Source organism: Bacillus sp. GB_SG_008 (assembly GCF_052038115.1).
GTDB classification, from domain to species: domain Bacteria; phylum Bacillota; class Bacilli; order Bacillales; family Bacillaceae_G; genus Bacillus_A; species Bacillus_A rhizoplanae.
Genome location: NZ_JBPZSK010000001.1, coordinates 856980 through 869254, shown reverse-complemented (window position 1 = coordinate 869254; position 12275 = coordinate 856980). Strand labels below are relative to the sequence as shown.

The following is a 12275-nucleotide window of genomic DNA, read 5'->3' as shown; positions in this document are numbered from 1 at the left end:
CAATGAAAAAGGTAATAGAGACTCTACTCTACTACCTTTTGAAATTATATCATACTTTTATCCCATTTACTATTTCAAGTTTACACCTCTTTTATATACAATTGGTTTCTTCTTTTCAGGCTTCCCGGTTAGTAAAGATCCCACTAATAAGAATGTTGGAATAGAAGAAAGACCAACAATCAAGAGCCAATCTCTTGCTTTAATTGGCATGGTACTAAAGATCGGTTGCAATGGTGGATAATAAATCACTACTAACATTAGTAAAATCGAAATAAGCACTGCTCCTACTAAGTACATATTTCCAAATGGATTACGGTGAAATACAGAATGCTCACTGCGACAATCAAACACATGAATAAGCTGTGCTAAAACAAGTGTTGCAAAAGCAACTGTTTGTGCATACTTTAATTCATTTGGATTTTGATTGTGTGCAATAATAAACGCTAAGAGTGTCATAGCACCAATTAAAAAACCGCGGCTAACAATTTTCCATGCAAGTCCTCTCGCAAATACTCCTTCTTTTGGATGACGCGGTTTCCTACGCATAACATCACCTTCTGGTGCATCAAGCCCGAGCGCCATTGCTGGTAAACCATCTGTTACTAAATTCACCCATAATATTTGAATTGGTACGAGCGGCAATGGTAATGCTAGTATCATCGCAAATAACATAACTAAAATTTCTCCAACATTTGATGCTAATAAATAACGAATAAACTTCCGAATGTTTTCGTAAATATTTCTTCCCTCTTTAATTGCTGCTTTTATAGTAGCGAAGTTATCGTCTAATAACACAAGAGATGATGCCTCTTTTGCGACATCTGTCCCCGTAACTCCCATCGCTACCCCAATATCAGCTGCTTTTATAGCAGGGGCATCATTCACACCATCACCGGTCATCGCCACAATATGATCTTTATTTTGCAGCGCCTTCACAATTTTCAATTTATGTTCCGGAGAAACACGTGCAAAGACATACGTTTCATCCACAATATCTTCTAATTCTTCAACCGACATGTTTGCGAGTTCAATTCCTTCCACAACGCGGCCACCAGGTGGTAAAATTCCAAGCTGCTCAGCGATTGCCATCGCTGTTACTTTATGGTCTCCTGTAATCATAATCGTTTTAATACCCGCATCTTTACATTCTTGCACCGCTTGCTTCACTTCTGGTCTTGGCGGATCAATCATTCCTTGCAATCCAATAAACATTAAATCTTGTTCTGCTTCTTGTTCACTTTGAATGTGATCAGTTGTTTTTAATGGTTTAAAAGCAATTGCAATTGTACGAAGTGCTTGACTTCCTAAATGATAAATCGCCGTTTGCACTTCGTTTCTGTACAATTCTGTTAATGGCTGCTGTTTATTTCCCCATAAAATAGTTTGACTCATTTTTAATAAAACATCAGGTGCTCCCTTTGTTATCACAAATTTTTTCCCTGTTTTGTCACGAACAATTACACTCATCATTTTCCGCGTTGAGTCGAACGGAAACTCGTGAATAATTTCAAATTGATCCTTTATACCTTCTCTTGAAATGCCAGCCTTCATCGCTGCTACAACGAGTGCCCCTTCTGTCGGGTCACCGTCTAATACATACGTTTTTTTCTTTTTCACAATATTTGCGTTGTTACATAAGCATCCGAATGTGAGGAGTTGATATAAGGAACGGGCCGCTGTTGGATTTACTTTCTTTTCATCTTTTATAAATTCACCTTTTGGTTCATAGCCCTGCCCCGTTACATTCCAGATTTCACCACTCGACCAGACATGCGTAACCATCATTTTATTTTGCGTCATCGTCCCTGTTTTGTCTGAACAAATGACAGATGCACATCCCAACGTTTCAACCGCTGGAAGCTTTCTTACAATTGCTTTTTTCTTAATCATACGCTGAACGCCAAGTGAAAGTGCTACTGTCACAATCGCAGGCAATCCTTCCGGAATCGCTGCAACAGCAAGCGAAACACCTGCTAAAAACATATGGTACATTTCATTACCTTGATAAACACCAACTAATACAACAAGTGCCGTTAAAATTAATGCGACGATAATTAAAATTTTCCCCAGCTGCTCAAGTCTTCTCTGCAGCGGCGTTTCATTTTGCTCCGCATTTTGCAGCATATTTGCAATTTGCCCCATTGCTGTATTCATTCCTGTGCCAATAACAACTCCAATGCCGGATCCTCTTGTAATCATAGTACCCATAAATGCCATATTTGTTTGATCACCAATTGAAACATCCGAACCATGCAAAACATCAATTTTCTTTTGCACTGGCACGGATTCTCCTGTTAATGCTGATTCTTCAATATATAGACTCGAAGCTTCAATGAGGCGCACATCAGCACCGATACGATCCCCGCTTGAAAATTTAATAATATCCCCAAGCACAAGGCCTTTCGAAGGAATTTTCATCCACTTTCCATTTCGAAGTACAGTTACTTGCGGGGCGGCAAGCTCTTTTAATGCTTCCAACGATTTCTCTGCTTTTCTCTCTTGAAAGAAACCGAGAATTCCATTGATAATGACAATTGCAACAATAGCAATTGCATCAACATATTCTCCTAAAAAAGCAGAAATAATCGTTGCTCCAAACAAAACAAGTACCATAAAATCTTTAAATTGTGCTAAGAACACGACAAGTGCAGAAGGCCGTTTTGCTTCTTGGAGTTCATTTGGGCCAAGTTTTTTTAGTCGACCTTGCACCTCTTGCTCTGTCAACCCTGTCTTTACATTTGTATTCGTTCGCTCTTCAACTTCATGTGCACGCAGTTCATACCAATTCATCTCGCCATCTACCTCCTGATTGCAGACATGCTCTAATGAAAGCTTATTCAGCCTCGTCCGAAAAAATGCTATAATTAACTTTTAGTAAGAAAGGAGTGTTCAACGTGGCATTCGATGGATTATTTACAAGAGCAATCACACACGAAATTGCAAATTCTCTTCAAACAGGAAGAATTTCAAAAATATATCAACCGTCAAAATATGAAATTTTGTTACATATTCGGGCAAACGGAAAAAATCAAAAACTACTTCTTTCCGCACACCCAACGTACGCGCGCATGCACCTTACAACACAAAATTACGATTCTCCTGCATTGCCGCCAATGTTTTGCATGCTTCTTCGTAAACATTTAGAAGGTGGATTTATTGAGAAAATTGAACAAATTGATTTAGAACGAATCATCCAAATTACTATTCGTAGTCGCAATGAAATTGGTGATGAATCATTAAAAACATTAATTATTGAAATAATGGGGCGTCATAGCAATATCATTTTAGTAGACTCCAAAACAAATATAATTTTGGATAGCCTAAAACACGTTTCCTTAGCGGTAAACCGTCACCGCACTGTATATGCTGGAGCTGAATATATAGCACCGCCTGCACAACAGAAAATCAATCCATTGCAAATTGAAACGCAAGAAGAATTTATTCGACCGCTAGACTTTTTAGCAGGAAATATGGATAAACAACTCGTAGGAGCTTTTATGGGGATTTCTCCCCTATTTGCAAAAGAAGTAGTTGCAAAAGCTGGAATGGTGAATGAAAATGCATTATCCGAAGTATTTTTTACATTACAAAAACTATTACTAAAACATCAGTATACTCCTTCGATGATCATAGCTAAGGGGAAAGAATTCTTTTATTTATTCCCACTTTCACACTTAAAAGGTGAAGAGAAAGCATTCTCATCTGTAAGCGAATTACTAGATCGTTTCTTCTTCGGAAAAGCAGAGCGGGATCGAGTGAAACAACAGGCTCATGATTTAGAACGTTTTATGCAAAATGAAAAAGCAAAAAACGAAAAAAAATTAATTAAATTGCAAAAAACTTTAGAAGACGCAAGTAAAGCAGATAAATATCAACTATTTGGTGAATTGCTTACAGCCAATATGTATGCAGTGAAAAAAGGCGACAAAGAAGTTGAGGTTATCAATTACTATGATGAAAATAGCGGAACTGTAAAGATCACCTTAGATCCATTACGCACACCGTCAGAAAATGCACAGCGTTATTTCCAAAAATATCAAAAAGCAAAAAATTCTGTAGTAATCGTTGAAGAGCAAATTGAAAAAACAAATGAAGAAATATTTTACTTTGATAGTTTACTACAGCAAATGGAGGCTGCTTCTTCTAAAGATATTGAAGAAATTCGTGAAGAACTAGCCGAAGAAGGATATATACGTAATCGCAAGTCAAAAAACGCAAAAAAGAAACCAGCAAAACCTGTATTAGACAAATATATTGCAAGTGATGGAACAGAGATTTTAGTCGGAAAAAATAACAAACAAAACGACTATTTAACAAATAAACTTGCACGCCGTGATGAATTTTGGCTTCATACGAAAGACATTCCAGGCTCACACGTTGTCATTCGTTCATTAGAGCCAAGCGAAGAAACATTAATTCAAGCTGCAAAGCTCGCTGCTTACTTTAGTAAAGCAAAGGAATCGAGCTCAGTTCCAGTCGATTATACAAAAATTCGTCATGTGAAAAAGCCGAGCGGAGCGAAGCTTGGATTTGTTACGTATGATAACCAGCAAACGGTGTATGTAACACCTGATGTGGATACTGTTATGAAGTTGAAAGCTTAAAAACAAAGAGATGATTACAATATTGTAATCATCTCTTTGTCTTTCATTTTTTACACAATCATTTGTGATGTCAAATAATATAGACACAAAATAAGCTTTTGTGTCTATATTATTTGACATAGATATAAAAAACTCTTTTCTTCGCAGAGCTTTACTCCCTACTCATGCGGGATAAAGTGAAACTTCCATCAGTGGGGGTTTTCTTCATCTCCACTCATGGTTAGTTGAACCAATCGGGCTTTTACGGGCAGTTACCCCCCTATCTTCTTCGCTTTTCTCTGAATCTTGAGGTGGGGGTCTTACTGCCCATTAATGCGGGATAAAAGATTTTCTCTCTTATAAAAAAAGATTGGCACTATTATTGCTTTATATAAGGAGATGAAAGGGAGGAATTAACATGGCTTCAAGAATCAAAAAAATACAAGAACAGCTACATCAATACGGAATAGACGGATTACTGATTACAAAAAAAGAAAACCGCCGATATGCATCTGGATTTACAGGTACTGCTGGAGTTGTCTTACTCTCTCCTACAAATGCAGTATTTATTACAGATTTCCGTTATACAGATCAAGCGAAAGCACAAGTACACGAAGCAGAAATTGTTATGCATAAAGGGAACATAGAACAAGAAATTGCCGCGCAAGTAGACAGATTACAAATTAAAAGATTAGGTGTAGAAGAAAATAATATGACGCTGAAACAATATACAGCGCTACAAAATTATATAAATATCGAACTTGTTCATGTAAATGAAATAATAGAGACGATTCGTACCGTAAAAGAAGAGTCCGAAATCGAAATAATTAAAATTGCAGCTCGCATCGCAGATGATGCCTTTCAACATATTACAAGCTTCCTTAAACCTGGTGTATCTGAATGGGATGTAAGAGATGAATTAGAATTTTTCATGCGAAAACAAGGTGCTTCCTCTTCATCATTTGACATTATCGTAGCCTCTGGCACTCGCTCTTCTCTCCCGCATGGAGTAGCTACAAGTAAAATCATTGAAGACGGTGATATTGTTACGTTAGACTTTGGTGCACTTTATAACGGATATTGTTCTGATTTAACGCGCACTGTTGCAATTGGTAGCTGTTCTGAGGAATTTGTAAAGATATACAACATTGTACTTGAAGCTTTAAAGCGCGGCACTGAAGCAATTCGCCCAGGTGAATCGGCAAAAACAATCGATGATATTACAAGAAATTACATTACTGAACATGGCTACGGTGAATACTTCGGTCATTCAACAGGCCATGGAGTTGGATTAGAACTTCATGAACCTCTTAGATTATCAAAAGATAGTACAGACACACTGCTAGAAGGAATGGTTGTAACCGTAGAACCAGGTATTTATATCCCAAATTGGGGCGGTTGCAGAATTGAAGATGATATTGTCCTTACGAAAACCGGACATGAAGTGATTACACACGCTAATAGAGAACTTATCGTTCTGGGGTAAAGCAAAACTTCGAATAGTAGGGAGGGTCTTCACTCCACTATTCATTAAATCTGACCAATCGAACTTTTACGGACTCCCTCACCTATCTTCTTTTTTTACATAGCTTTGAGAGAGTCGATTACTAGCAAGAAAAATAATTATAAAAAATAACAGGCTTCTTTCAATATGAAGAAGCCTGTTATTTTTGTTTCACACCAACAAGTAATAAGAAATCATTTTCTTTCACAATGACTTAGTGAGAAGAGGCGTATTCTTCCGCTTTCTTAAATCGGATAACCACCACTAGGTGGAGGCCATGCCTCAAATAAACGACGCAGCAATACAATTTCTCCTAAATGGTAACTATTATGTGAAGCAATATTACGTAACGTATCGGCCCTCGTTACATCTGGATACTGCGCTAAAGGCTCATCAAGTTTTGTAGTTCGAGCAATTGTACAAGCAGTATCAATTCCCGCTAGAAATTGTCTTATAATCTCCGCCCATTCTTCTTGATTTTTCGCCATATTTTCAACTGGCCAACTCTCCTTCACGTGCGCTGGAAGTTGTGGTTTTTCTCCATGTAAACCACGTAAGAGGAAATCTTGCCAATACTTCATATGCATCACTAGTTGATAGATGGAATACGGAATGTTTTCTACTTGTTTTCCTGATAGTTCCCAATCTATATCTGCAATTGCATTTTTAATTGGAATATGCCCGCGTTCTCCTTGTAATGATTTCACTAACGTTCTAGCAAATGATTCATTGGTCAAATGATTGCTTTCTGTATGCACATCATCCCATCCTTTTCTTTTCAATTGATTTTTTATAGATTACCAATCTTAATATCGATTACCGAACGTATCACCAATTGGCGCAATCGTATTTAAATATGCTAGTTCTTCTTTTGTTAAAGTAATTTCAAGAGCCGCTACGTTTTGCTCCAAATACTTCACTCGCTTTGTACCTGGAATTGGTACGATTCCTTCACCTTGTGCAACGACCCAAGCAAGCGCTAATTGTGCAGGCGTACATTCTTTCTCTAACGCTAGCTGTTTAATTCCTTCAACAATTTTCATATTAGAAGCAAATGCTTCTTCTGAAAAACGTGGATTATAGTATCTCCAATCATCAGGTGTTAATTGATCACGGCTTGTTAAATTACCCGTTAAAAATCCGCGGCCAAGTGGACTATATGGAACAAATCCAACGCCTAATTCACGACAAACGTGTAAAATATCTTTCTCTGGATCGCGGGACCAAAGAGAATATTCTGTTTGAACAGCTGAAATTGGATGAATTGCATGAGCTGTCTTTAATTGCTCACCTGTTACTTCAGACAGTCCGATATAACGTACTTTACCTTCTTGCACTAACTCTGCCATCGCACCTACAGTTTCTTCAATTGGTGTATTTGGATCAACGCGATGTAAATAATATAAGTCGATGTAGTCTGTTCCTAATCTTCTTAAACTTGCTTCACATGCTTCCTTCACATATTGAGGGGAACCGTTGTATCCTAACGCTTTTGTTGCATTTCGCAGCGCTCCAAATTTCGTTGCAATTTTCACATCATACCGAAATTCCTGTAACGCTTTCCCTACTAGTTTTTCATTTGTTCCCATTCCCTCTTCATCATATCCATAAATATCCGCTGTATCGAACATTGTAATTCCAAGTTCAAGAGCACGATGAATTGTTTTTGTCGCCTCTATCTCATCTGTTTGCCCATAAAATTCAGACATTCCCATACAACCTAATCCCATTTCCGATACTTCTAATCCTTGTGAACCTAACTTCTTCTTTTTCATAAGTTCGCCTTCTTTCGAAAAGATGATGTAAAAAGAGAATAACATACACCTGAAAACAAGTAAACTATTTTAACGATTTTAGTTTAATTAGTTTAATTTGTATAAATTCATAAATTTATTTATAATAAATGAATTGTAAGGAGGGTTGTTATGTTAAATAACAGTATTGATAATCAAGTAGAAATGAGAAAAAAGCTCATTTTTAAATTATTACCGATCGTAAAAAAACAAGGAATAAGCCCGTTACGAACAGATGATATTGCTCGTTATATGGATATTAGTAAAGCAACAATGTACAAATATTTCTCATCAAAAGAAGAGATTATCAAATACATCGTCAACATTTATGCCGAATATATTACTAGCATTGATCAAACAATTTTTGAAGAAACAGTTCCGTTTGGAGAGCGATTTCAAAAAACATTTGAACAGTCATTACTCATTGCTTTTTACATATCTGATACCTTTCTATTAGATCTAAAACATAATGCTCCAGTACTATACGAACAAATCATACAAGCTCAAAACGAACGAAATAATAAATTAAAAAAATTCTATGAGGAACATATAGAAAAAGAAGTGTTCAACGCTGTAAATCCAGCACTTATCCTTATCCAAGACGATGTACTACTGCGAAAGCTCTTTGAACCTACAATCTTAATTCAAAACAATATGACTTTATATCAAGCACTCTTTGATTATTATGTGCTGAAAAAACATCAAGTCATTCACCATGAATATAGAAGTAATGTAGATGATGAAAAAATGAAAGCAACGATACAATACATCGTGCAAAAAGTATCGAATTATATATAGACAGGACACCAACTAACACTTGTTTCGTCTAATGTGAACCTAAATACACGAAAAAGCAGCTCTATAATTCATACTAAAAATATGAATTATAGAGCTGCTTTCATTTTGTTTTACGCAATAAAACAGGAATTTCCTCCTATTTCGAGAAATTAGTTAAAATGAAACTTCCATCAGTGGGGGGGCTTCATCCCCACTGATGGAAAGCCCGCCCAATCGGGCACATGCCAGCAGTTGTCCGATTGGGCGGGATAAAAGATTGTATTTCATAACAGGGGGATTGTAATGGAGAATTTATTTTTAATTGATAAGATTGACGGATTAAGCGACGATTTTTCTAAACTTGTTTCAATGATGAACTATGCACGTTTCTCGACACTACAAGCTGTCCAAGGTTTAACAATTGAGGAATTAGACTATTTATATGATGACAATACAAACTCAATTGGTATGCTGTTGTATCATATGGCGGCTGTCGAGTTTTATTATCAAATTCATACATTTGAAGACAGGGAGCCGACGGAGGAAGAACTGGAGCGTTGGTTACCAGGCGTTGAACTAGGTAATCTTGGACGCCAAAAAATTAAAAACCAACCGTTAGACTTCTACCTCAACACATTACAAGAGGTGCGCAATAAAACAATCGCTACATTTCAATCACTTCCAAACGAATGGTTATTTAAAACAACCCCTTTTTGGGAAGGTAAGCCGGCAAATAATTATTTCAAATGGTTTCATGTGTTTGAAGATGAACTAAGTCATCGTGGACAAATTCGAATTATTAAAAAAATGCAACAAGCTCATTCCGTAAAATAATATACAAAAAGCTGTATTACTGTATATGTACAGTAATACAGCTTTTTGTTGTGACTTTGATTTATTTCATTTAAGTAAAAGACACTTTTATTTTGGTAAATGAAATTACACACTTTCTTTTGCGCCAGACTTACACTCTTTATCTTCAAACATGACAGAGCACGCTTATTCAATAGAAGCGTGCTCTGATGATAATCGGATTAATGTCCTCACTATATCAAGTTTTAAAATATGCTATACTTATTCCCCTCATGAATTTAACTTATATGCTTTAATTGTGTGTCTTCTTTCTTTCTATTCCGTCCTTTAAGTAAAGCAAGACCAATTAAAATTGCTAAAGTTGTAAAACAAACCACTGTTCCGACTGAAATTCCATTACTAAACGTTGAACCTATGAAAATAATACATAATCCAACGATTCCAATAATAGTCGTAGTTGGAAAAAAACTCATTTTAAAATTAGGCATTGTTGAATAAGTAGGACGTAATTTAAGTTGCGCAAAGCAAATACTTAACCAAAGCAATAACATTGTAAATCCTGGAATTGTCATCATTGTTCCAATAATACTATCTGGAGCAAAGAATGCTAGTCCTGCACCTATCAATAATAATAAGCCATTTAAAGAGATTGCAATGATTGGTGCACCTGATTTCGCAGTATGTTTCAATATTTTTGGCGCTTCTCCTTTTTCAGCTAACGCAACCATTGTTCTGGAAGTAGCAAAAATTCCTGAATTCGCAGCTGAAAGAACTGCAGTTAATAAAACAAAATTCATAATGTGTGCAACACCTGGGATACCAATGGCATTCATTACTTGTATAAATGGACTTTCATTTCCTGCAACTTCATTCCAAGGTATTAATCCCGCAATAATTGTAATGGGCAAGATATAAAATATGATTACGCGCCAAACAACACCCTTTATCACTTTAGGTAAAACCTTTTCAGCGTCTTTTGTCTCAGAAATTGCTACCCCTATTAACTCAGATCCTCCGAATGAAAACATTACAATAAAACAAGCACTAAATACCCCTTTAATACCATTTGGGAAGAATCCCCCATGCCCAAGTAAATGTTCCGTTGGTGTCGATGGAGCAAAACTCGTTAGCCCAAATAAGACTGCTCCACCTAAAAGGATGAATAATACAAGTGCCAAAATTTTTATACTAGCAAACCAAAATTCCATTTCGCCATAAAATTTTACCTGAAAGCTGTTAATCCCCACAACTAAAAGCGCACAAATAGCACTTAGTAACCAAAGAGGTACATTCGAAAACCAAAATTGTAAAAAAGAGCCTGCAGCTAATATTTCTACAATTGTAACAAGCGTCCAGTTAATCCAGTATAGCCATCCAACTACAAATGATACATGAAATCCAAAAGCTTTATGAACTAAATGTTGAACATTATGATTTGGATAAACAACAGCCATTTCAGCTAAAGCCACCATAACAATCATCATTAATAATCCACCAAGTAAGTACGAAACAATTACGCCAGGCCCAGCAATCCCTAAAGTATCTCCACTCCCTTTGAAAATGCCCGTACCAATCATTCCCGCTAACGCTAAAAATTGAACATGTCTAGGTAATAACTCTTTCTTTAAGCCATCTTTCGTCATTCTTTTTTCCTCTTTCTGTTCCTAATTTTTTTAATTGTTTTGCAAGTAGTTTTAAATAATAATAGCCATCTTCCATGGCTATTCACCTCCTTTACATCACTATTTTTACTTGGCGAATGAATTGATTTATATGATCTAAATCCATTTTTTAAGAATAAAGGCCTGTAAACCTCATCCACAATGAAGCCTCCTAAAAACAAATAAAAAATCCCTACTGAAATTAATCAGTAGGGACGATTTTATTCGCGGTACCACCCTAATTATTGACAAATTCTATATGTCAATCTCTTCATTCTCTATAACGGCTCTTCACCGTCTTCCCCTTACAATTCGCTCGAAGAAGATGCTCCTGGATTGTAATTCATGCTGTTCTATGTACTGACTTACACCAACCGTCAGCTCTCTTTAACAGGGAGAACATACATTACTTTATTCCATTCATCGCTTATCTTATTTACTTATAAATTATTCTATAATAAATATAATAAAAAATCAATATTTATTATTCCTGTAATTTTCTGTCAACTATACCCATACCCTTTACGAAACATCATCTTAACCATTACAAAAATACAGGATTTACTAGTTTTTACGTACAAGTATTAGAGGTAGGAACTATTTCCCCTTCTGATGAAATTAGATTAATAGAACAAAATGAACATCATATAACAATTGCCTTCGCAAATGAAATAATACACCACGATAAACATAATATAGAAGAAATACAACGCATATTAACAGTTGATTCTTTATCAGAAAGCTGGTGAAATACATTTACAAAGCGATTAGTGGGAAAAGAAACGAGTGCAGAAAAACGTTTAACAGGAAAATAACAAACTTATAAGAAAAGAGGACAGCACATGAGTGAATTTACATTCGTATTATTTGTTTGTCCATTACTTGTCTTTATTTTTTCTGTTATTGGTACACGAATTACAAAGACATATTATATAATGCCTATTATTACATTTGCGATTTTTCTTATTGTAGCAGTAACATTATTTAATCGATCATTTTTCTTTTGGGTAGGGATGTATAGTATTTTTTCGTTTCTTGTTTCTTATATGACGTTATTATTTGTAAAAGGAGACAAAGAGGTAGAAAAAAAGCAATAACCGTATAATTGCATAAAGAAAACACGACCGAGTTTCCCCCCACGGTC

The 12275-nt window shown here is 36.0% G+C and carries 10 protein-coding genes and 1 other annotated feature; of the genes, 6 read left to right on the top strand and 4 right to left on the bottom strand.

The genetic code is table 11. The features are described from left to right. Positions 1–69: 69 nt before the first annotated feature. Positions 70–2790 (bottom strand): calcium-translocating P-type ATPase, SERCA-type, encoded by a 2721-nt coding sequence (locus ACTDJC_RS04460; RefSeq protein WP_098311138.1) that lies wholly within the window; start codon positions 2788–2790, stop codon positions 70–72. Positions 2791–2894: 104 nt separating this feature from the next. Between ACTDJC_RS04460 and ACTDJC_RS04455 the strand changes: the two genes are divergently transcribed. Then, positions 2895–4604, top strand: a complete 1710-nt coding sequence (locus ACTDJC_RS04455) for an Rqc2 family fibronectin-binding protein (RefSeq protein WP_098311137.1) — start codon at positions 2895–2897, stop codon at positions 4602–4604. Positions 4605–5001: 397 nt separating this feature from the next. Continuing rightward, on the top strand, positions 5002–6069 hold the full coding sequence (locus ACTDJC_RS04450) for an aminopeptidase P family protein (RefSeq protein WP_440602726.1): 1068 nt from the start codon (positions 5002–5004) through the stop codon (positions 6067–6069). Between the two features lie 263 nt (positions 6070–6332). Here ACTDJC_RS04450 and ACTDJC_RS04445 read toward each other — a convergent pair whose 3' ends face one another. Together ACTDJC_RS04445 and ACTDJC_RS04440 are read right to left on the bottom strand one after the other, a co-directional pair. Further along, positions 6333–6845 carry a DinB family protein gene (locus ACTDJC_RS04445; RefSeq protein WP_440602725.1) on the bottom strand — a complete coding sequence of 171 codons (513 nt, stop codon included), beginning with the start codon at positions 6843–6845 and terminating at the stop codon, positions 6333–6335. A 48-nt stretch (positions 6846–6893) separates the two neighbouring features. Next, positions 6894–7862: an aldo/keto reductase gene (locus tag ACTDJC_RS04440; RefSeq protein WP_440602724.1), complete on the bottom strand. Its 969-nt coding sequence runs from the start codon at positions 7860–7862 to the stop codon at positions 6894–6896. A 150-nt stretch (positions 7863–8012) separates the two neighbouring features. Between ACTDJC_RS04440 and ACTDJC_RS04435 the strand changes: the two genes are divergently transcribed. Both ACTDJC_RS04435 and ACTDJC_RS04430 read left to right on the top strand, forming a co-directional pair. Further along, positions 8013–8678, top strand: a complete 666-nt coding sequence (locus ACTDJC_RS04435) for a TetR/AcrR family transcriptional regulator (protein ID WP_440602723.1) — start codon at positions 8013–8015, stop codon at positions 8676–8678. Between the two features lie 282 nt (positions 8679–8960). Continuing rightward, positions 8961–9491, top strand: a complete 531-nt coding sequence (locus ACTDJC_RS04430; protein ID WP_440602722.1) for a DinB family protein — start codon at positions 8961–8963, stop codon at positions 9489–9491. Positions 9492–9748: 257 nt separating this feature from the next. Here the strand turns inward: ACTDJC_RS04430 and ACTDJC_RS04425 are convergent, their stop codons facing one another. Next, positions 9749–11113 (bottom strand): amino acid permease, encoded by a 1365-nt coding sequence (locus ACTDJC_RS04425; protein WP_440602721.1) that lies wholly within the window; start codon positions 11111–11113, stop codon positions 9749–9751. A 226-nt stretch (positions 11114–11339) separates the two neighbouring features. Beyond that, positions 11340–11564 (bottom strand) — a binding site (T-box leader). Positions 11565–11604: 40 nt separating this feature from the next. Here ACTDJC_RS04425 and ACTDJC_RS04420 point away from each other — a divergent pair. Both ACTDJC_RS04420 and ACTDJC_RS04415 read left to right on the top strand, forming a co-directional pair. Next, positions 11605–11880, top strand: a complete 276-nt coding sequence (locus ACTDJC_RS04420; RefSeq protein WP_440602779.1) for a 3-alpha domain-containing protein — start codon at positions 11605–11607, stop codon at positions 11878–11880. Between the two features lie 93 nt (positions 11881–11973). Then, complete coding sequence (locus tag ACTDJC_RS04415) at positions 11974–12228, top strand: YbeF family protein (RefSeq protein WP_440602720.1); 255 nt, start codon at positions 11974–11976, stop codon at positions 12226–12228. Positions 12229–12275: the final 47 nt, after the last annotated feature.